We start from the raw sequence: 20,568 nt of genomic DNA on the forward strand, positions 1-20,568 counted from the left end.
ATGAAACTAGCAATCGCGCAAATAGGGGCTGATATCGAAGCCCCTTCATCTCTCATTGACTCAGGGCAATACAGCGTAAGTGCCCTAGAGTCCCTATTAAAAGAATGGCTGCATCATGCAATGAATCAGTTGCAACTGGATGTATCTGAAGCTGCGTTATTAAAAGGAGATGAAATCAGTTTAGATGATATTAGTATTGAACTACCAGATATTGATTTAAAAGCTTTACAGGCAGATCCAAAAGGGTACTTTGAACGTGTATTTAGCCCTATTATCAGACGGGTGTTAAAACACTCTATTGAGGCACAGCTAAAAGCACAAAACTCGGCAACAAGCTTTGAAGCGAATGGACTAATATCGAATGTGGTGGATATTGACTTTACCCATTTAGATGAAAAGGTAATGGATTGTTTAAAAGCTGCCTTTTTTAAATGTATAGCTGAAAATAAATCGGTGTTTTTGAACCTCATAGCCTCTGCTGAATGGCCCGCTGTGCGAAGTGGTTTTATTAAAGCGATGAGTGTTGAGGCACAGCAAATCGCTTCTTTTATCGACGTATTCATTGGTGAATCTACCACTGTAAACATCATGGATATTGTAAAAAAGCTATCTGTAAAAGAGCGATATTTATTTTGGCTTGATATTGAGTCAGTTTACTGCGCAATGAAAAACAGCCAGTCGCAACAACAAACGCACCTTAAAGTATTGGTGAGCGCTTACAGTTGCTTCGCTAATAATAACGAATTTGACCGCCCAACATTAAATCGAGTGGTATCTGTTCTACAGCGTCCACAAAGTGAACTTAAGTTGTTGAAAACCTGGTTTGCGATAAAGTCGTCTAGTCAAGTGACCAGTAATGACCGGCGCACTTTGGCTCGGATTGCCAATGGCGTTTTGTCAAATTCGAGCGTGGAGGAAGATTTAACTTATATTATCCAACGAGCCTTAACCCAGACATCACTAAAAGATATCTTGCAAGCATTCAGCAGTGATACCGGCTTTAATGGTGTTGATGAGATGTCTTTGGGGTCTCAAGAAAAGCGGGTGCTTATGCCGCTTTATCAACAGTTTAAGCAAGGGTTTAGATCGTCTTATTTTGCGTTACAAAAACTCAATAAGTTATTGATTGGTCGCGGTGAGCATCAGGAGCTTTTGCAATTTGATAGCAAAAAATGGTTGTCATTTTTTGCCGAAGTGGATGCGTTGAGTGAGCTGCCGCAACCTATTTGCAAGCTGCTTCAACACATTAAGAAAGCAGTTATTTATCAGAAGTCTAGAGCAGAAAAACAGTCAAGGAAGGTCGACTATTTACTCAAGCTCGTAAAACGCGAACTTCAAGCGATAGATAAAGCGCCAGAACGGCTGCTTAATTATATTTACGCAAATAGAATTAGAGCTTTAGTTTGTACATTGGACAGTGCGCCAGCTGCCATTTTGCAGAAATTGCAAAATCACTGCAGTGCTGTGCGAATACTGGGTGCTCCGCTACAACAAAATGTCAATTTAAAGGGGTATACCGAGTTACTGAATGAACTAAGTTATTGGCTGGTCGAGAAAAAACATGAAGTCACTCAGGACTGTGGTATCACACAGCTACAAAGTGAAGCGCTTGTAGAGTTATCAGAAGTACCTAAACTTTATAATGAATTAGACTCAGAAACCTATGTTGAGCTTGGATCTATAACTGATGAAGCCGCGGCACAGACCCAAACGACGCTTGCTTGCGCTGTAGAATTACAAGGGCCGCTTTCTAAACTGATTGCAAAGCAACAAACGAGATATTTTGAGCGAGCTCAGGTTTCTCAGTATCGTTTGGCCCTTAGTGTTATTAAACAAGGGCTAAACTTAGCAGACAAAGCACTATTAGAGACGCAAATTCTAGGAGCCAATACACAAGCACTTGCTCTTTTGGTACGCAAATATGGCACTTTGCAATTAAAAGCGCAAAACTTAGAGAGTGACGACGTAGCTAAAACCAATACGTACGCTAATCAGCAATTTGAATGCGAGGCTGTTAAAGAGTTAAGTTTACTTTGTAAAACACTACGCACTGCCACCCATACTGGATGTATGGCATTGGAAAAGCGTGTTACATCGCAAAGGGCCAAAGAGGAGTCATTGAGGTCGTTAGATCACAGCGCATTGACCGACGTACAGTTAACCATGGCTCAAAACAACTTGGCCATTGGGCAATTAAAACACGCGCAACTATTTGAGGTTTTGACTCGAATACGCCGCTATCTCAGCACCCTTGAACAGCAACTGGAGAGCATCGCTCAGGCAGTCAGTCTCAGAGATATCCACCAGCTAGCCGTTGAGTTATCACTTTGCTTTATCAGCTGGCGAACGCTATTGAACGAGAATGACGTGAGTGAAATAGCCGAGGAGGTGAGTCGAACAATAGACAAAGGCTTACTCAAACTGCAGCGTTTGCAAAAACGGATCCATGTCTTAAATCCTTATCTCGAAAACTTAACCCAGAAAACATCAAGTTGGTGGGGAGGGCTTTTACACCGCAGCGTTGACGCGTTGACAAACCTGTATGCTATGGACTTGGACGTTAACATTGCAAGCGAGCGTGATGTAATCATGGAGTCGAGCTCATCACAGTACATCGAATCTGAGGCTCAGTCAGACACATCGCAAAACTATGCTCCGGCAGACTTGTTGATAGACTTGGTTAGCATTCAGTCCGCAAGTTCATATCATGAGGTGCAGCAAACACTGACGCAGTTTATTGATGGTATTGAGGAGAGGCTAAGCAAGATTAAATTGAGCACTTTAACCACGCATTTAGGCGAGGCTCAATCAGCTGCCCAAGGGGCTGAATTAACAAGAGAAGACAGCTCTTATGAGTCTCGTAACCATTCGCTCTTCAAAACGGAGCAATTCTATTCGAGTGCAAAGCGTATTGTGGCGCAAAGCAAAGCGCTGATAAAGCGGCTGGAAAAACAAGCAGAAAAACATGAGGCTCGTATTTATGCAGCAGGTTTTTCTCAGCTACAAAAACAAACTGTACTTGCACTTGAAAGTGCAAAAAATGCATATCAATCAAGCACACAAAGGTTAATAAGTGAAGATGCTGGCATTGTATTATTGTGGCCATTTTTAGAGACCTTGTTTCGCAAATTTGAACTGCTTTACGAAGATGAATCTGACGAAGTGACATTTTGCAATGAACAGTGCCAGCAAAAGGCGCATCAACTACTCTGCAGTTTGGTGAGTACAGATCAGCAAGACAATGAAACCTATGCAATCAATGCGTTGCTTGGTTTACCGCTAGACCACTTTTATGAGTATAGCGAACCATTAACTGAAGCTGAGTCTTCTGAACTCGATAGATTGTTATACGTTGCAATTACTCGTTGGGAAGCGCTCAAAGGAATGCCAGTTAATGTATTTAGGGAGATGTTTTTGCATCGAAACGGTGAAGTTAACCTGACTTCAAATGGTGTAAGCATTGTTGTAGAGACTAAGCCTCAAGATATTTTAATGATGAAATTGCCTTGGGGTTTAGGTATCGCTCAATTGCCTTGGCTAGGAAATGATCTTGTCAACATCGAGTGGCAGTACGGCGTGTAATTTGCGGCGGGCCCTTCTATAAAATTGGAGCATGCAAGAGAGAATCTGAATCTTTTGCATGTTCTCGTCTTTTAAAAATTCACTAATTGCGCCTGCGCGCGTTTTAAAAAAAACAATAATAGCGGACTGAAGTAAATTTTGGTCCTTCAACCCACCAACGGCAAGGTATCAAACGGGTTGGTATCACCCAAGTTTAACCAACCTTAATTTAAAATGGAGAAGTGTATGCCTGTAAATAATTATTCAAACTTACGCGCCCTGATTGAAGAGCACCAGGTGCGTCAACAGCAGTATCAAGTAGCTGAATCTAAAGTACAATCTTACTTGGACTATAATCGACATAGTCTTTTACAGCACTTGAATAGCCTATTTGAAAACAGAGTGCTGCCGCATTTAGAAACAGCAAAAGCACTCTTGGTCGAGCAAGGGTATACAGCTTCAATTGAAATTGAAAAGCAAACATTGCACGAAGGGGATTCAGCCATCGAAGTGATAAGTCAGGTCACTTTGCTGTTTTCAGGTAACCAAGCAGAGCCAGATATTGGACTAAATCGGTTACTTATTTTTACGCGACCTAATCATTCTTTTATCTACTCCAAGTACCTGACGGAACTGGTCACAAGTCAGGTTCAGCCACTATTTTTTGCTGATGAGTTTTACTACAAAAATGTTCCTGCGCCAGAGCTTCATTTTCCTCATTGGCCTTGCCCGCCAAACTTTGAAGACCATAGTGAGTTTAAGTCGATGCTATCAGATTTTTTGAGCCTGGTATTTTTACAAATTCGAGGCAAATTAAGTTAGTGATATAACCGAGTGAAAAACCATTCACACAAGCCACCGATATGCGTCAGCAGTTAAGTTGAATCAAAAGGTGGCTCCATGGCGAATTATCAAAAAGCATTTCAGTATGCATTTAACTTAGAATCAACAGATCCAAATGAAACCTTATTCGGGTTAAAAAGCTTAGCCCTGTGGCAAACGCTTAGCATGCATGGATTTTCTCACGAGGAGATATCAGCACTGTGCGAAGACCTTTACATGTTTGAACTTTGGCAAGTGTTAAAAGGGGCGAAAATTTACGATCAAAAGACCGCAGGATTGCTATTGCTCGTTGCATCCAAAGGGCTGTTAGGTGAGTTGTTGGCTGAAATGCAATGTTATTTAGGTATCAAGCAAAGTCGTGAAATGTGCGATACAACGATTGGACATATCAACAGAATGTCAGCATCAAAGTTACAGCAATGGCTGTTTGCTAGCGTGGCATACTTTGAACTGGTGAGGCAAAAACAAGCGCTCATTAAAGTAAAAACAGGGATAGAGCATGCCGAGAAGGGTGAAATAATTCCCAATATCGGTATATTATCGGTATAAAACATTGGCTCGACTTGCGTGCGGGCTGAAAGAGCAGTGAATTAGGGATTAAAATGGCTATACAATTACCAAATATAGGGCGATTCACATTTGAACAGGAAGGACAAGAGGGTGGGCGCTACCATAGCCGTATTCTGCATGTACCCACCAATGGGTCTGGCCTAACTATTGGCCGCGGCTTTGATTTAAAACATCGTAAACCCGAAGAAGTTTTTTCTGTACTTTCTGAAGCCGGTGTTTGCTTAAAAGATGCTAAATTACTTTCAACTGCGGCTGGTTTATTTGGTGACACGGCTAGAAAGTTCATTGAGAAAAACGGTCTTCAAGAGTTTGAAGTCAGCCATCAAGAACAGATCAATTTATTTGAAAAGACCTATTTGGACATGGAAAGAGATGTGAAGCGGATTTGCGATAAAGCAGATTGCGTTGAAGCTTATGGTGCGGTGCACTGGGAAAATTTAAACCCAAAAATCAAAGATATCCTAATAGACTTAAGATATCGTGGTGATTACACACCAACTACACGACGAAGAATTCAACGTTATGTCGCACAAAATGACTTAGCATCTTTTAGTAAAGAAATGTCGGATAAAGAGCTTTGGAATAAAGTACCAAGAGAGCGATTTAAACAACGTCTCGCTTATTTACTCGAAAGCTAACACTGCGCATTGTGACTGGTATTGATGAGGTGATCTGCATCGACAGCTTGTGCCCAAAACCTCTTTTGGGTTTTTGGCACAAGCGAAGAATCAAAGCGTCAAGTCGCCATAACCCATTATCTTAATATGTGATACTGATAAATATACACGCCGCCGGGCGCCCATCCACCAGGGCCTGCAATTGTCCAACTTGGCGGACAGTTTTGCCAAGATCGCACAGTTTTTGTTTCCCAAAGTGGTGCTGTCGAGTCGCTGTGTGCTGCGGTTAGCTTATAATAACAGACTTTTTGCGTTGCACTTGTACTAACGTTTTCAGTCGCTGTTGCACTTGTGCTAAATGCGGTGATACCTGCAACCAACGCAGCGCTTATAAATACACTTTTTTTCATCTTATTTCCTTGATTAATATCTACTAGATATGGAGGGCTATCTTTTCATTTCGTCTTAGTCAGACCTTGTAACTAAAACATAAACTGAATACAAAGTGAACAACGTCAACATGGGAACTTTTCAAGTTACAATGCGTTGCTATCTTATATGGGTTAATTTGCGTAAATGGCTCTAAAGAGCTTTGTCTTTTGTATAAAGAAGATCGCTCTATTTTTACGTATTTCCTGCCGGTACTTTGAAAGTTGCGCACACATCAAAATGAACTCACTACGTAGGTTAAGTTCCATCAAACTTATATGCTCTTCTTGCTATGTTGCAATACTTGAAATCTTCGCTGCAAGGACACATAACAAAAGCCTAAGCAAATAAACTGGCTGCAAAATAGTCTGTAATTTGCTCAGTGTTTAAAAAACACTAAATAAATGGGCTTTAACAGTAGATAAGCGCTGTAAGTTACCAAATTATTTTGTAATAATGCCTCAGTTAACAAGCTACATATTCAGAGGAAAGACCTCCTATGGCGGATACAGAGAATCGCCCAACTAATTTCATTAGAAATATTATTGACGGGGATCTGGCAAGCGGTAAACACGCGTCAACCCATACGCGTTTCCCGCCAGAACCTAATGGTTTTTTGCACATAGGCCACGCTAAGTCTATCTGCCTGAACTTTGGGATAGCACAAGATTATAAAGGTCTTTGTAATCTTCGTTTCGATGATACGAATCCAGAAAAAGAAGACATCGATTATGTGCACTCTATTCAGGAAGATGTGAAGTGGTTAGGCTTTGATTGGGATGGTGAGGTTTGTTACTCATCAAACTATTTTGACGCTTTATACGGCTATGCGGTTGAGCTTATTGAAAAAGGCTTAGCGTATGTTTGTTTCCTATCTCCAGAGCAAGCTCGCGAGTATCGCGGCACGCTAACTGAGCCTGGAAAAAATAGCCCACATAGAGATACATCTGTTGAAGAAAACTTAGCGCTGTTCGAAAAAATGAGAAGCGGTGAGTTTAAAGAAGGCGAATGTGTATTACGTGCAAAAATTGATATGGCGAGTTCATTCATGGTTTTGCGCGATCCAATTATTTACAGAATTCGTTTTGCACATCACCATCAAACGGGTGACAAGTGGTGCATTTACCCTATGTACGACTTCACACACTGTATCTCTGACGCACTTGAAGGCATTACACATTCACTGTGTACGCTAGAGTTCCAAGATAATCGTCGCCTTTATGACTGGGTGCTTGAGAATATCAGTATTGAGTGTCAGCCTCAGCAAATTGAGTTTTCACGCTTAAACCTTGAATATACGGTTATGTCAAAGCGTAAACTGAATGACCTGGTTGAAAACGGTCAAGTTGAAGGGTGGGATGACCCGCGTATGCCAACAATTGCTGGTTTACGCCGCCGTGGTTACACGCCTGCATCAATTCGTGAGTTTTGTAAGCGTATTGGTATTACTAAGCAAGATAATATGGTCGAAATGGGAATGCTTGAAGCGTGTATCCGTGACGACCTGAATGAAAATGCTCCACGTGCGATGGCTGTACTTGACCCGGTTAAGATCGTTATCGAAAACTATGATGCTGATAAAGTTGAAATGCTTGCAGCACCAAACCACCCAACGCTAGACATGGGTGAACGTGAGCTGCCATTTACCAAAGAAATCTTTATTGAACGTGAAGATTTCCGCGTAGAAGCAAACAAAAAGTTTAAACGACTGGTATTAGGTAAAGAGGTGCGTCTACGCAACGCTTATGTGATTAAAGCGGAGCGTATTGAAGAAGATGACGCTGGCAATATTACAACGATTTACTGTACTTACGACGATGAAACTTTAGGTAAAAACCCTACTGATGGTCGCAAAGTAAAAGGTGTGATCCACTGGGTATCAGCGACACACTGTATTGAAGCGGAAGTGCGTCAATACGACCGTTTATTCAGTGTTCCAAACCCAGCGGCTGCAGAGGACTTTACAGCGACGTTAAACCCTGACTCATTGCTTATTATCAACAATGCTAAGCTAGAGCCATCTTTAGCGAAAGCCGATGCTGAGCAAGGCTTCCAGTTTGAGCGACTTGGTTATTATAGCCGCGATAATAAAGCAGAGAAGTTAACTTTTAACCAGACGGTTGGGTTAAGAGATTCTTGGGCAAAAATTGAAAAAGCATAACGCTTAGCAATTATACTTTGCAGTAATTGATAAAAAAGGTCGACAAATGTCGGCCTTTTTTTCAATATATTCATCATATTAGTTTGAGAAGCACTCACCGTGAGTAAACAGTCAATTCATAATTTTTATATCAATGAGCAGCAATCTATTTATTTGTTGTCCCATCATGATGCTAAAAAGCACCGCCAATGGCTGAATATATGCAAAAAGCAGTTAAGTTTGCTCGGTTACCAAGGCGTTGAGTTAATCGGCTCGGGGGCTTTTGGCTTTGTATTTGCGGGCGTTGAAGAAGGCGGTGCAGAGTGGGTATTTAAGTTCTCACGTATTACCCTAGCACAAAGCGTTCGCGACAGGCTTGAAGATGAAGCTTACATGTTATCTCAGATTGATAACCCGATGGTCCCAGAGTTTTTTGCGTTTGAGCGAGTAAAAAAGCAGGGCATTTTAATGATGGCCCGTGCTAAAGGCGAAGACCTTGAACAGATTTCAATTAAGCAAGGTCGATTCAGCGCACGTGATCTTGTACAGCTGGCTCTAAAACTTCGAAACGTGTTAGTGGACCTGCGCGAGCGAAAAAATGGCATGTCACCTCAGCCTGTTGTTCATGGTGATATCAAGCCTTCAAATATAGTCTGGGATCAAGCCTCAGATGCTTTTTCGCTGGTGGACTGGGGAAGCTCCGTTTATGCACAAGTGGATGTACACGGAGAGCCAATTGCAAGCAATATTATGGATTTAATGTCGTCTGACGTTGCCAGTACCAATGCGCGAATGGGGGATGTCTACTTCATCGGAGATGAGCAAATGTCCGGCGCGCGCTCTTCCCCTCGATTTGATGAACAAGGCGTTGCTTCGACTATCTATGCGCTGGCAAGTGCGCAGTCATGTCGCTTTGGTGCTAGTGTGATCCCAGCTGCAAGCTTGGGGTTGCCAAAGGAGTTTGCTCGCGTTATAGATGGAATGCTAAGTAAAGACAAAGAAGTGAGAGATCAGGCAGGCGATTACTTTATGCGTAATATGCCGGCAATGGCAAAAGTATATTTACCCAACCTAGACATGCCGCAAAGCAAAGCGCCAATTCCCTTTTGGATAACGCACTTACAGGAACAACCTGATACCGTAGTATATAGTTCACGCAAACAGTTTTTACGCAGGGCTGATCACAATCAACAATTGTTAGATGTTAATGATGCTCAATTAGATAGGTATTACAAAGAGTTTTTGTTTGATACTGGAGATACAGAAAAAGCTTTCTTAGCATCTATTAGTCGATTGGCAAAATACCCCGTGGTAGGGGGGTTGAGTTTTCATTGGCAAGAAGAGTCTGTATATGTTGAGTCGAGCTTGATGCTAAATGACGAATCGTTAAATGAGGCATTCTCTGATGCTGTCAGTGCTACGGTGATGCTGGCACAGGGAATAGAGCAAAAGGGGCTATTTAAATGTTGTCTGTTTGATGCTCGACAAACAATTCAATTACAGCGAGATGACACTGGCGCCTATATATTTGAAAATTTACCAGAGCTACAATACAGCGTTAGCCACGTAGCCGCGTCGGAAGTGACCCGCCCGCACTCGTACTTTGAAGATGGTAAAGACCCCGATGAGCAACTCAACTTACCCAAGCAAATCATCCAGTGCGTGTTTGAATTAAATAAAATTCATCATACGGGTTGTATTATATTTGAGTCACTGAGTGACCGATTGAAAATCCACTATTACTATCGACTGTTAGATGCAGCACAAGAAGAGAAGTTTTCAGCTTTGTTACGTGAGATAATTCAGTACACGGTGAGTATTCAAGATTATGGTGTAGCTGGGTTTATGAAACTACCTTATAAAAATACGCGTGAGTTTTCGCTGTGCCCTCGGCAACCTGAACACTTTTATCCCAAAAACCCCAAAAGAAACTGAATAGACACAGTGCATATAAGGGGAGTTGAGGCGAACGCTATATGCCTAAACTAGAGTAGTTAATTTCTTCATAGTATATGACGAATTGTCAATTGTAATTCTCAGTTGCTTGTAGCACCCTTTGTTTAAAGGAGGAATTATGGACAAAGAGAAAAGGCAGGAGATCTTAACCTTAAGTTGGGGGATCCATGACGAAGTAGAGCAGGCAATAGTACGTCACAAAGCAGTTCAAGGAGACGACTCATGGCCAGAAAAGCAGCGTTTGCTAATAGCAGACATGTCCCTTCACTTATTACAAACCGCGCTAAAGCCGGAGCCCATGTGTAAAGATAAGCTGAAAAACAATCTAAATGCGATACTAACGTTGTCAGACGATTTTGTGACTGAGGTGGATTTAAAGCGCGTTGCGGACGCTTTGTACGGGCTAGAGAAAACCACAACCTAGGTATGATTTACCCATAAAAAAAGCCAGCTTAGTGCTGGCTTTAATATCGTAATAGCTTTTACGCTATTATTATTCTTCCGACTCAGTAAACTTTCTGCAAGCTTCCTCATCAACGCACTCACCGTACAAGTACAAAGAGTGGTTGGTCAGCTTGATGCCATTGCTAGTTGCAATTTCAACCTGACGAGTTTCGATGACGTCATCTTCAAATTCAATAACTTTACCGCACTTTAAGCATACCAAGTGATCATGGTGTGTGCTGCCCGATAATTCAAAAACAGATTTTCCGCCTTCGAAGTGGTGACGAGTCACAATACCAGCGTCATCAAATTGGTTTAAAACACGGTATACAGTAGCAAGGCCAATTTCTTCGCCCTTGTCTAATAAAATCTTGTATACGTCTTCAGCGCTGATGTGTTGATTTTCTGGAGATTGTAAAATCTCTAGAATTTTAATACGCGGTAAGGTGACTTTTAAGCCCGCCTTTTTAAGCTCTAAGTTGTGATCAGTCATTTAATCTGTCTCAATCTAATTTCTTTTACTTCAATTCTTAAGAATAAGCACGACCTTTTTCTTAAGAATAACGTGCACGGGCAACAAGTCAAAGCTTGTTTTAATAATTCAAGAATTAATCTTCTAGCTCGCTCAGGCACATTTCGTCATAAACCTGCGCACACCAAGCTTTAATACGTTGCTCAGTTAGCTCTGGCTGGCGATCTTCATCAATACCAAGACCAACGAAGTGACTGTCGTCCACAAGTGCTTTCGACGCTTCGAATTCATAGCCTTCAGTTGACCAGTGACCCACAACAATTGCACCACGCTCGGTTACAATGTCGTTTACCATACCCATCGCATCCAAGAAATACTCGGCATAGTCTTCTTGATCACCACAACCGAAGATAGCAACTAACTTACCTTCGAAGTTAATTTCTTCTAATTCAGGGAAAAAGTCATCCCAGTCACACTGTGCTTCACCATAGTACCAAGTAGGGATACCAAACAAGATTAGGTCAAACTCTTCAATGTCAGCTTTGCTGCTTTTAGCAATATCTTTAACATCAATTAACTTCTTGCCTAATTCTTTTTGGATCTGTTTAGCAACGTGTTCGGTGTTACCCGTATCACTGCCGAAAAAAATACCTACGCTTGCCATTAATTACTTACCTTTATCTATTAATCGCTAATTTCTCTTGCAAGATGGTTTCAATGAGTGCACTACGGCTGATATTCTGCTCTTCTGCCATATCACTCAATGCTTGGTAAAGTTCTGAAGAAACTTTGAACTCTACGCGCTTTAACCCTCTTGCTCTATCTCTTTTAATTTGATTACGCTTGTTGATCTTAAGCTGCATCTCCCTAGGTAAGGGATTTGTTTTGGGCCGACCAGGGCGCTTTTCATTTTCAAATAAGTCGATAGTTGTTCTATCTAATTCAGACTTGGCCATTAACCAACACCCGCACCTTGCCAAAACACTTGGATAACACCTTTGGCTATAAAACCAGAACAACCTAAAAACAACACCAGCCAGACGATGTATCGACCAAATTTAGGCACGTCACCCTTCTTTAGAACGTCCTGAATCGCCATTCCAATAAGAAAGAATATACATGCGAGAGCAAAGTAAAAACCAAGAGTTTCAAACTCATTTATGTATTGACTGATCATCTTTGCACTACTAAAACCTTAAACGGCGGCTACTATAGCATATCTATCTACAATAAATTAAGCTGCCCGGCATAAAAATCTCTGACAATTATTGAATAAAATCAATAATTGAACGATTGACAGCTTCTGGCTTTTCAGCATGAAGCCAATGGCCGGCACCTTGAATGATTTTAGCCTTGGCGTTTGCAAACGCGCCGACAATGGCCTCTCTATGTTCCGCCAGTATATAATCGGAATTATTTCCTTTAATAAAGAGCGTATCACACAAACAGGTACGAGGTGTATCTATGTTAGCGATAATACTAGAATAATTTTGTTCGATTACCGACAAATTAAATCGCCACTCAAGCTGACCTTGCTGGTTTTTCGCAAGACTTTTCAATAAAAACTGTCTAACCCCAAGCTCTTCTATATAGTTAGACATGATTTTATCGGCATCATTTCGGTTCGCGGGTGATTGCTGGCTCACGTTATTCAAAGCCGTAATGATAGTGTTGTGCCTAGGGTGGTAGTCTACTGGCGCAATATCAAGAACAACGAGCTTATCAACAATTTGTTCGTCAAGCATCGCGACTTGCATTGCAACTTTACCGCCCATGGAGTGGCCAACTAAAATCACATTTTTAAGGCCTAGGTGGCTTACAAGCGAGAGCACATCTGCTGCCATAACTTGGTAATTCATGTCGTCACTTTTAAAAGAACGACCATGATTTCTAAGGTCGACATTGATGACATTGAAATTGGGTTTCAAGGCTCTGGCGATGACATTTAGATTTTCTAAAGAGCCAAATAAACCGTGAATCAGAATCACTGTTCTAGCGTTATTTTGGTCCAATCCACTTTGTTTAAAATTGAGTAACATAATACCTCCAAGTTAGCGATGCTATTTTGCCAGTGTTAATTCAAAAATCAAAGCCGTAGAGGAATAAGATAAATTTAGATATAATCCATCGCAGATGCGGTATATGTACAAAATGACAGGACAAGCATGAAAACAATAGAAATAGATGACGAGCTATATCAATACATTGCAAGCAATACGCAGAGTATTGGTGAGAGCGCCTCACAGATCCTGCGTCGTTTATTAGAGTTAGAGCCTTCACAGGTCGATTCGGTAAAAGCGGTAACCGAAGATGAAAAAGTGGAACCAATTCAGCCTATTCAAGAGGTTGAGGAGAAGCCTGAGCCAGTAAAAGAAACAGCAAATGTGTTTAACATCTTAAATAAAGAAGAACTTGCTATGCAAAAGGGCGTAGTTGGCAGATTTTTATTTATTTTGGCTGCGTTTCACAGAACACATAAAGCCCAGTTTAATAAAGTGCTTGAAATTAAAGGGCGAGATAGAATTTATTTTGCAAAAAGTAAAGAAGCGTTGCTTGAAAGTGGGAGCAGTATGAACCCAAAAAATATCACCGATAGTGAATATTGGGTCATGACCAATTCAAATACCACGCGTAAAAAGATGATGTTGCACGAAGTAGCGCTAAACTTAGGCTACTCTCAGCAACAAGCAGAAACCATTCGAGACTACCTATAAGGAAATGTGATGGCAAACCATCCAAACGCAGGCAAACCAGCTCCCAAATCCCAGCTCGCGAATATTCCAAAGCTGGTTTCAGCTTATTATTTGAATGAGCCAGATTTAGAAGTTAATCCGGAACAGTGTGTCGCTTTTGGCACTTCTGGTCATCGCGGTTGCTCATATAATGTGAAATTTAACGAATCACATATCTTGGCTATCACGCAGGCAATCTGTGACTACCGCAAGGCAAACAATATTTTTGGTCCGCTTTTCTTGGGCAAAGATACACATGCGCTTTCAGAGGCTGCATTTAACTCAGCAATTGAAGTGCTTGTTGCCAATGAGGTACAAGTGATTACCCAAGAGGGAGATGACTTCACGCCAACTCCGGTCGTTAGCCATGCGATTGTTAGCCACAATAGGGCGCACCCTCAGGAGCTAGCAGACGGGATCGTAGTGACGCCATCACACAACCCACCAGAGGATGGGGGCTTTAAATATAATCCGCCAAATGGTGGTCCAGCTGATACCGATATCACAAATTGGATTGAACAAAGAGCCAATCAGTTATTACGTGAAGACTTGGTTGAAGTAGAGCTATTTCCATTTGCTAAGGCTAAGCGCTCTGGTTTTATTAAATATGAAGACTTGATAACACCGTATGTTGAGGACCTAGCTAATGTAATTGACTTAGAAGCCATTGCCAAAGCACAGGTAAACATTGGAATAGATCCATTAGGTGGTTCGGGCATTAATTTTTGGCCTGTAATTGCCGAACGTTATAACTTGAAATTGACCGTCGTCAATGATGAAGTTGATCCTCGTTTTGCGTTTATGCCGTTAGATAAAGATGGCAAAATTCGTATGGACTGCTCGTCACCGTTTGCGATGGCTAACCTGATTGCATTGAAAGATGATTATGATATCGGCATAGGTAATGATCCTGATTACGACCGTCATGGAATAGTAACGAAAGATGGTTTGATGAATCCAAACCACTTCTTGGCAGTGGCTATAGATTATTTGCTTCAACACCGTGATTGGGCAAAAGATATCAAAGTAGGCAAAACGCTAGTTTCTAGTGGCATGATTGATAAAGTCGTTAGTAACCTAGGGCATGAAGTCTATGAAGTTCCGGTGGGCTTTAAATGGTTTGTTGAAGGGCTAAGCGATAAGTGGCTAGCATTTGGTGGTGAAGAAAGTGCGGGGGCGTCTTTCCTAAGAAAGAATGGCGACGTTTGGAATACAGATAAAGATGGCTTTATTCTTGGTTTGTTGGCTGCCGAAATATTAGCGGTAACGGGCAAAACGCCGTCTGAAAGATATCGTGAATTAGAGCAACAATTTGGTGCGCCAAGCTATAAGCGAATTGATGCGCCTGCAACTGACCCTCAAAAAGCACGCTTGAAGGCTTTGAGTGTTGACGATGTCACAGCGACGACATTGGCTGGAGATAAAATTACCGACATTTTAACTCATGCACCTGGCAATGGGGCTGCGATTGGCGGCTTAAAGGTCGTAACAGAGTCCGGTTGGTTTGCTGCTAGGCCTTCTGGCACTGAAGACATTTACAAAATTTATTTAGAGTCTTTCAAAGGTGAGGCGCACCTAGCCGAACTTGAAAGCGCAGCGAAAGCACTAGTAGATAGTGTGATTAGTTAAGTTAATACAATTCTCAAAGGCCATTCTAATGGCCTTTTCTTTTTTCTATCTCTCATAAGGTGACAGTATGTACCTTGATACATTAAAAACAACAGGCGACTTTCTAACCATTACTCGTGAAAACGAATTTTCACTTGAACCGAGTCAATTTACCTTGGCCAATGGTACAGAGGTTAAAGTCATGGATACCGGTGTTATTGAATTTACGCCTAAGGTCAAAACCACTAAAGACATCGTACTTTCAAGTGCAGTGCATGGTAATGAGACCGCGCCTATCGAAATTTGTGACGAGCTCATTCAACAAATTATTCTGGGTAAACTGGAGTTAAAACAACGAGTATTGTTCATTTATGGCAACCCTAAATCGATCAATATTGGCCAGCGTTTTGTGGATGAAAACTTAAATCGCTTGTTCAATGGGGCGCATGAAAATCGCTCAGAAAACCCTGAACAACTTAGAGCTGCTAAGTTAGAGGCCTATGTACGCACTTTCTTTACTAGTGTTGAAGAAGGCCGTTACCGCGCGCATTATGATTTACATACTGCTATTCGTGGTTCTAAAAATGAAAAGTTTGCTGTTTACCCATTCTTACATGGTAAAGCGTGGAAAAAATCACAACTTCAATTTTTATTATCATGCGGTGTAAATACTGTTTTAATGATGAGCTCTGCTGCAACCACGTTTAGCTATTTTTCCTCAAAGCAATTTGGCGCAGACGCCTTCACAGTTGAACTCGGGCAGGTGAAGCCATTTGGTCAAAACAATATGGCGAGTTTCGAAGCTACAAAGCAAACTTTGAAAGCATTAATTAGCCAAGAAGAAGTGGAATATAAGGAATTTAATGCGGAAGACTTCGAGTTGTTTACAGTGCACAGAACAATAAATCGCACTTGTGAAGACTTTTCTTTCCCGTTCCCCGACAGTGCTGTAAATTTCACCGGTTTTGCGAAAGGTGAATTATTAGCCACAGACGGTGAAAATCAGATTTTTGCAGAAGTGGAAGGTGAAGCAATTATATTTCCAAACGCAAAAGTTGCGCTGGGTCAACGTGCATTGTTAACCGTAATTCCAATGGAAGTTAACGAGAACTTTGTTTAACCATCTGAAATAAAAGTATTTTCATAACCGTATCGAAATCTTTCCAGAATAAAAATGCAAATTATCGGTTATTCATCTAGGATTAGTTGAATAACCGTTTACGTTAACGTAAAGTGGCAAAAGCTTTAATTTAAGTAATTTGCATTTACCGCACTAATTATTCAAAACTCTATTAGCGGGCTGTATGTCGATGCTCTTGACTGCAAGTATTGCAAATTGGCGATGACAACAAGAGAAGGTAGGTTATGACTAACCCCAATAACATATCGTTAAATATAAGCCATGCACTCGAATTCATCGATGGTCATGCGCTTAATATTCCAACATTGAAAATCTTGAGTGAACAGGGAGAAATCTTGGATGGTGCGACAGCGCCAGAGCTAGATAAAGAGACTGCACTTAAGATATATAGCACAATGAGATTTATCCGTTTGTTGGATGAACGTATGCAAGCTGCGCAGCGCCAAGGCCGTATCAGTTTTTACATGCAATGTTTGGGCGAAGAAGCTGCAATTACAGCAAGTGCAGCCGCATTAAAGCAAGATGACATGATCATGGCTCAGTACCGTGAACAAGCCGCATTGCACTATCGAGGTTTCACGTTAGAACAGTTTATGAACCAGCTTTTTTCAAATGAAAAAGATTTGGGTAAAGGCCGACAGATGCCGGTTCACTATGGCTCGAATGAACTGCACTATTTAACAATTTCCTCTCCTTTAGGAACTCAAATACCTCAGGCGACAGGCTATGCTTACGGGCAAAAGCTTAAGCATATTGATAAAGCTTCAGGAGAACTGAGTTCAGAAATAGACAACGTAACAATCTGTTATTTTGGAGAGGGCGCCGCGTCCGAAGGCGACTTCCACGCGGGTCTGAATATGGCTGCAGTGCACAAAGCACCTGTGATCTTCTTTGCTCGCAATAACGGATACGCAATTTCTACACCTGCAGATGAACAGTTCAAAGGGGATGGTATTGCTTCTCGTGGTGTGGGTTACGGTATTAAAACAATCCGTGTGGATGGTGCAGACACATTAGCTGTGTACGAAGCGACCAAGAAAGCACGTGAAATAGCAGTGACGACAGGCGAGCCTGTGCTGATTGAGTCTATTGCTTATCGCCTAGGTGCACACTCAACTTCAGATGATCCATCCGGCTACCGTACAAAAGATGAAGAAGCTGAGTTTAAAAATAGCTGCCCAGTAGCAAGGTTTAAAACTTGGCTACTGAAACAAGGCTGGTTAGATGAAAATGAAGACGAAGCTATCAAAGATAAAATAAGAGAAGAGATCTTAGCTGCGCTGAAAGTGGCAGAAAAAGTACAAAAACCTGCACTAGAAGAGCTTGTTTCTGACGTTTACGACACGCCAATTCCAGCCCTACAACAACAATATGAAGAATTAAAAGAGCACATTAAAAAATATCCGGACGCCTATCCAGTAACAGCAGGGAGAATTAAATAATGGCTAAAATGAATATGTTACACGCCATTAATTCGGCGTTAGATATCAGCATGGCTGAGCACCCACAAGCTTGTATTTTTGGTGAAGACGTTGGCTATTTTGGTGGTGTATTTCGCGCAACTTCAGGTCTTCAAGAAAAGTATGGCAAACACCGTGTTTTCAATACTCCGTTAACAGAGCAGGGTATTCTTGGTTTTGCCAATGGCTTGGCAGCTTTTGGTGCTCCAGCGCTTGCTGAAATTCAATTTGCAGATTATATCTTTCCCGCTTTCGACCAAATCGTAAATGAGTCCGCTAAATTCCGCTACCGTTCAGGTAACGAATTTAATGTAGGAAACCTAACAATCCGTACACCTTATGGTGGTGGTATCGCAGGTGGCTTATATCACTCTCAGTCACCAGAAGCCTACTTTGCTCACACACCAGGCTTAAAGTTGGTTGTGCCGCGTAATCCATACCAAGCAAAGGGCTTATTAAGGGCATGTATCAAAGACGACAACCCAGTCATTTTCTTTGAACCTAAGCGACTTTACCGTGCGTCGGTCGGTGAAGTGCCAGAAGAAGATTACAGCATTGAAATAGGTAAAGCTGAAGTCGTTAAAGAAGGCTCAGATGTAACTGTGCTTGCTTGGGGGGCTCAAATGGAAATTATTGAACAAGCCGCTCAGAAAGCTGAGGAAGCAGGAATTAGCTGTGAGCTTATTGATTTACGCTCGATTCTACCTTGGGACGCAGAGACTCTGATCAAGTCAGTAACCAAGACTGGGCGTTTAGTTATTAGTCATGAAGCACCGATTACTAATGGCTTTGGAGCTGAGATTGCAGCAACAATTCAGAAAGAGTGTTTCCTACATCTTGAGTCGCCTATTGAGCGAGTGTGTGGGCTTGATACTCCTTACCCATTGGCACTTGAAAAAGAGTATGTACCAGATGCACTGAAAGTGTTTGAAGCGATTAAAAAGTCAGTGGAATTTTAAGGATAAGTCATGTCTAAAGAATTTATTTTACCAGATATCGGCGAAGGCATCGTAGAGTGCGAAGTTGTAGAGTGGTTGGTTGCGGTTGGCGATACTGTAAAAGAAGACCAGCCGATTTGTGATGTAATGACAGACAAAGCGCTTGTACAAATTCCAGCTGTACATGATGGTGTGATCACTCAGCTGCACTATGCAAAAGGTGACATTGCCAAAGTGCACGAGCCTTTATTTGCGATGGATGTAGCTGGTGAGTCTGCGTCACAAGCCGCTGACACAAATAGTAATGAAAGCTCAAATTCAACTGAGCAGGCACCAGCAACGGGTTCACACCTTGAAGACTTTATCTTACCGGACATCGGTGAGGGGATTGTCGAATGTGAAATTGTTGAGTGGCTAGTAACCGAAGGTCAAGAGATCAAAGAAGATCAGGCAGTTTGTGATGTAATGACAGACAAAGCTCTGGTTCAAATCCCTGCAAAGTATGACGGCGTAGTAGAAAAGCTTCATTATAAAAAAGGTGATATTGCTCAGGTACATAGCCCACTATTTCAGGTGCGGATTACAGGCTCTGCGGGCACGCAAAGTGCACCTGCCCAAACCGTTGAAGCACAGTTAGAGATACATAAACCACAACCAGCTCAGCCTAGTAACGATTCAGTCAACGGTAAAGCTGTTACAGGCAAAGCCGTTGCATCTCCAGCTGTTAGAAGACGCGCGCGAGAAATGGACATTGATATCCGTTTGGTGGCGGGGAGTGGTAAGAATGGCCGTGTTTATAAAGAAGACTTAGAAAAATATTTGCAAGGTGACAATACGTCAGCGCCTCTAGGAGTTGCGCCTGAAAAAGAGGTGCCTGCACCTCAAGCTGCTACAGTAAGTTCAGGTGGCACACGTGTTGAACCAATACGCGGTATGAAGGCTGCCATGGCGAAGCAGATGGTGGCTTCTGTTTCAACAATTCCGCACTTTACATATAGTGATGAGATTGATTTAACAGAGCTGATTGCGCTTAGAAAGACGTTAAAAGAGCAATACGCAAAGCAAGGTATTAAGTTAACAATGATGCCGTTCTTTATTAAAGCGCTTTCTCTTGCGATTAAAGAGTTCCCAATCTTAAACTCCAAAGTAAATGATGATTGTACAGAAATCACTTATTTTGATGACCACAATATAGGTATGGCAGTAGACAGTAAACTAGGTCTTCTTGTACCAAATATTAAAGGCTGTCAGAACAAGTCGATTGTTGATGTAGCGGAGTCAGTTACTAAATTAACGGATGCTGCGAGAGAAGGCCGGGTGTCTCCAGATGACTTAAAGGGTGGCACGATTTCGATATCTAATATCGGTGCCATCGGTGGAACAACTGCAACACCAATCATTAATAAGCCAGAAGTTGCGATTGTGGCATTGGGCAAATTACAGCATTTGCCTCGTTTTGACGAGAGTGGTAATGTTGTCTCACGTTCTATCATGCAAGTAAGCTGGTCTGGTGACCACCGAGTTATTGATGGTGGTACGATTGCCCGATTCAACAACCTTTGGAAGTCTTTCTTAGAGGAACCTGCGAAAATGATGATGGCCATGCGCTAAATCAGTTTTGTAAAGGACCTTTACACGCCTCCAAAGCCCTGGTTTT

At 41.8% G+C, this 20,568-nt stretch carries 19 protein-coding genes; 13 read left to right on the plus strand and 6 right to left on the minus strand.

What is annotated here, in order from left to right; genetic code table 11:
- The 4 genes from N480_RS07565 to N480_RS07580 all read left to right on the plus strand — a co-directional run bounded on the left by N480_RS07565 (window position 1) and on the right by N480_RS07580 (window position 5,612).
- Window positions 1–3,582, plus strand: coding sequence for a contractile injection system tape measure protein (locus N480_RS07565; protein ID WP_063371911.1), 3,582 nt, complete (start codon window positions 1–3; stop codon window positions 3,580–3,582).
- Window positions 3,583–3,807: 225 nt separating this feature from the next.
- On the plus strand, window positions 3,808–4,383 hold the full coding sequence (locus tag N480_RS07570) for a hypothetical protein (RefSeq protein ID WP_063371912.1): 576 nt from the start codon (window positions 3,808–3,810) through the stop codon (window positions 4,381–4,383).
- A gap of 78 nt (window positions 4,384–4,461) precedes the next feature.
- Complete coding sequence (locus N480_RS07575) at window positions 4,462–4,953, plus strand: hypothetical protein (RefSeq protein ID WP_063371913.1); 492 nt, start codon at window positions 4,462–4,464, stop codon at window positions 4,951–4,953.
- Between the two features lie 53 nt (window positions 4,954–5,006).
- Window positions 5,007–5,612, plus strand: coding sequence for a hypothetical protein (locus N480_RS07580; RefSeq protein ID WP_063371914.1), 606 nt, complete (start codon window positions 5,007–5,009; stop codon window positions 5,610–5,612).
- Between the two features lie 116 nt (window positions 5,613–5,728).
- Here the strand turns inward: N480_RS07580 and N480_RS07585 are convergent, their stop codons facing one another.
- Complete coding sequence (locus N480_RS07585) at window positions 5,729–6,001, minus strand: hypothetical protein (RefSeq protein WP_063371915.1); 273 nt, start codon at window positions 5,999–6,001, stop codon at window positions 5,729–5,731.
- A 518-nt stretch (window positions 6,002–6,519) separates the two neighbouring features.
- On the opposite strand from N480_RS07585, the gene glnS reads away from it, so the two are divergent.
- The 3 genes from glnS (at window position 6,520) to N480_RS07600 (ending at window position 10,540) form a co-directional block, all read left to right on the plus strand.
- Window positions 6,520–8,181: a glutamine--tRNA ligase gene (gene glnS, locus N480_RS07590; protein WP_063371916.1), complete on the plus strand. Its 1,662-nt coding sequence runs from the start codon at window positions 6,520–6,522 to the stop codon at window positions 8,179–8,181.
- Between the two features lie 99 nt (window positions 8,182–8,280).
- Window positions 8,281–10,095, plus strand: coding sequence for a protein kinase domain-containing protein (locus N480_RS07595; RefSeq protein ID WP_063371917.1), 1,815 nt, complete (start codon window positions 8,281–8,283; stop codon window positions 10,093–10,095).
- Window positions 10,096–10,234: 139 nt separating this feature from the next.
- On the plus strand, window positions 10,235–10,540 hold the full coding sequence (locus N480_RS07600) for a hypothetical protein (RefSeq protein WP_063371918.1): 306 nt from the start codon (window positions 10,235–10,237) through the stop codon (window positions 10,538–10,540).
- A gap of 69 nt (window positions 10,541–10,609) precedes the next feature.
- On the opposite strand, the gene fur is transcribed toward N480_RS07600, so the two are convergent.
- From fur to N480_RS07625, 5 genes are all read right to left on the minus strand, one after another.
- The gene (fur, locus tag N480_RS07605; RefSeq protein ID WP_063371919.1) at window positions 10,610–11,053 is read right to left on the minus strand and encodes a ferric iron uptake transcriptional regulator; all 444 of its coding nucleotides are present in this window, start codon (window positions 11,051–11,053) and stop codon (window positions 10,610–10,612) included.
- 115 nt (window positions 11,054–11,168) lie between these two features.
- On the minus strand, window positions 11,169–11,696 hold the full coding sequence (gene fldA / locus N480_RS07610) for a flavodoxin FldA (RefSeq protein WP_063371920.1): 528 nt from the start codon (window positions 11,694–11,696) through the stop codon (window positions 11,169–11,171).
- Between the two features lie 13 nt (window positions 11,697–11,709).
- Window positions 11,710–11,988: a LexA regulated protein gene (gene ybfE, locus N480_RS07615; protein WP_023399385.1), complete on the minus strand. Its 279-nt coding sequence runs from the start codon at window positions 11,986–11,988 to the stop codon at window positions 11,710–11,712.
- Window positions 11,988–12,209: a DUF2788 domain-containing protein gene (locus N480_RS07620; RefSeq protein WP_023399386.1), complete on the minus strand. Its 222-nt coding sequence runs from the start codon at window positions 12,207–12,209 to the stop codon at window positions 11,988–11,990. The genes ybfE and N480_RS07620 overlap by 1 nt, the downstream gene beginning before the upstream one ends.
- Before the next feature lie 88 nt (window positions 12,210–12,297).
- Window positions 12,298–13,071 carry an alpha/beta fold hydrolase gene (locus N480_RS07625; protein WP_063371921.1) on the minus strand — a complete coding sequence of 258 codons (774 nt, stop codon included), beginning with the start codon at window positions 13,069–13,071 and terminating at the stop codon, window positions 12,298–12,300.
- Between the two features lie 126 nt (window positions 13,072–13,197).
- On the opposite strand from N480_RS07625, the gene seqA reads away from it, so the two are divergent.
- The 6 genes from seqA to N480_RS07655 all read left to right on the plus strand — a co-directional run bounded on the left by seqA (window position 13,198) and on the right by N480_RS07655 (window position 20,522).
- Window positions 13,198–13,746: a replication initiation negative regulator SeqA gene (gene seqA / locus N480_RS07630; RefSeq protein WP_063371922.1), complete on the plus strand. Its 549-nt coding sequence runs from the start codon at window positions 13,198–13,200 to the stop codon at window positions 13,744–13,746.
- 9 nt (window positions 13,747–13,755) lie between these two features.
- A complete protein-coding gene (pgm, locus tag N480_RS07635; protein ID WP_063371923.1) occupies window positions 13,756–15,393 on the plus strand; it encodes a phosphoglucomutase (alpha-D-glucose-1,6-bisphosphate-dependent) in 1,638 nt (545 codons plus the stop codon).
- 67 nt (window positions 15,394–15,460) lie between these two features.
- Entirely contained in the window at window positions 15,461–16,492 is a 1,032-nt protein-coding gene (astE, locus tag N480_RS07640; RefSeq protein WP_063371924.1) for a succinylglutamate desuccinylase, read from the plus strand.
- 245 nt (window positions 16,493–16,737) lie between these two features.
- On the plus strand, window positions 16,738–17,955 hold the full coding sequence (locus tag N480_RS07645) for a thiamine pyrophosphate-dependent dehydrogenase E1 component subunit alpha (protein ID WP_063371925.1): 1,218 nt from the start codon (window positions 16,738–16,740) through the stop codon (window positions 17,953–17,955).
- Window positions 17,955–18,932: an alpha-ketoacid dehydrogenase subunit beta gene (locus N480_RS07650; protein ID WP_063371926.1), complete on the plus strand. Its 978-nt coding sequence runs from the start codon at window positions 17,955–17,957 to the stop codon at window positions 18,930–18,932. The genes N480_RS07645 and N480_RS07650 overlap by 1 nt, the downstream gene beginning before the upstream one ends.
- A 9-nt stretch (window positions 18,933–18,941) precedes the next feature.
- Entirely contained in the window at window positions 18,942–20,522 is a 1,581-nt protein-coding gene (locus tag N480_RS07655; RefSeq protein WP_063371927.1) for a dihydrolipoyllysine-residue acetyltransferase, read from the plus strand.
- Window positions 20,523–20,568: the final 46 nt, after the last annotated feature.

Origin of the sequence: Pseudoalteromonas luteoviolacea S2607, assembly GCF_001625575.1 — a bacterium.
Taxonomy (GTDB): domain Bacteria; phylum Pseudomonadota; class Gammaproteobacteria; order Enterobacterales; family Alteromonadaceae; genus Pseudoalteromonas; species Pseudoalteromonas luteoviolacea_E.

Bases quoted from the DNA above. Each gene is read 5' to 3' on its own strand.
- N480_RS07565 (WP_063371911.1), top strand. From the start codon at position 1: ATGAAACTAGCAATCGCGCAAATAGGGGCTGATATCGAAGCCCCTTCA.
- N480_RS07570 (WP_063371912.1), top strand. From the start codon at position 3,808: ATGCCTGTAAATAATTATTCAAACTTACGCGCCCTGATTGAAGAGCAC.
- N480_RS07575 (WP_063371913.1), top strand. From the start codon at position 4,462: ATGGCGAATTATCAAAAAGCATTTCAGTATGCATTTAACTTAGAATCA.
- N480_RS07580 (WP_063371914.1), top strand. From the start codon at position 5,007: ATGGCTATACAATTACCAAATATAGGGCGATTCACATTTGAACAGGAA.
- N480_RS07585 (WP_063371915.1), bottom strand. From the start codon at position 6,001: ATGAAAAAAAGTGTATTTATAAGCGCTGCGTTGGTTGCAGGTATCACC.
- glnS (WP_063371916.1), top strand. From the start codon at position 6,520: ATGGCGGATACAGAGAATCGCCCAACTAATTTCATTAGAAATATTATT.
- N480_RS07600 (WP_063371918.1), top strand. From the start codon at position 10,235: ATGGACAAAGAGAAAAGGCAGGAGATCTTAACCTTAAGTTGGGGGATC.
- fur (WP_063371919.1), bottom strand. From the start codon at position 11,053: ATGACTGATCACAACTTAGAGCTTAAAAAGGCGGGCTTAAAAGTCACC.
- fldA (WP_063371920.1), bottom strand. From the start codon at position 11,696: ATGGCAAGCGTAGGTATTTTTTTCGGCAGTGATACGGGTAACACCGAA.
- ybfE (WP_023399385.1), bottom strand. From the start codon at position 11,988: ATGGCCAAGTCTGAATTAGATAGAACAACTATCGACTTATTTGAAAAT.
- N480_RS07620 (WP_023399386.1), bottom strand. From the start codon at position 12,209: ATGATCAGTCAATACATAAATGAGTTTGAAACTCTTGGTTTTTACTTT.
- N480_RS07625 (WP_063371921.1), bottom strand. From the start codon at position 13,071: ATGTTACTCAATTTTAAACAAAGTGGATTGGACCAAAATAACGCTAGA.
- seqA (WP_063371922.1), top strand. From the start codon at position 13,198: ATGAAAACAATAGAAATAGATGACGAGCTATATCAATACATTGCAAGC.
- pgm (WP_063371923.1), top strand. From the start codon at position 13,756: ATGGCAAACCATCCAAACGCAGGCAAACCAGCTCCCAAATCCCAGCTC.
- astE (WP_063371924.1), top strand. From the start codon at position 15,461: ATGTACCTTGATACATTAAAAACAACAGGCGACTTTCTAACCATTACT.
- N480_RS07645 (WP_063371925.1), top strand. From the start codon at position 16,738: ATGACTAACCCCAATAACATATCGTTAAATATAAGCCATGCACTCGAA.
- N480_RS07650 (WP_063371926.1), top strand. From the start codon at position 17,955: ATGGCTAAAATGAATATGTTACACGCCATTAATTCGGCGTTAGATATC.
- N480_RS07655 (WP_063371927.1), top strand. From the start codon at position 18,942: ATGTCTAAAGAATTTATTTTACCAGATATCGGCGAAGGCATCGTAGAG.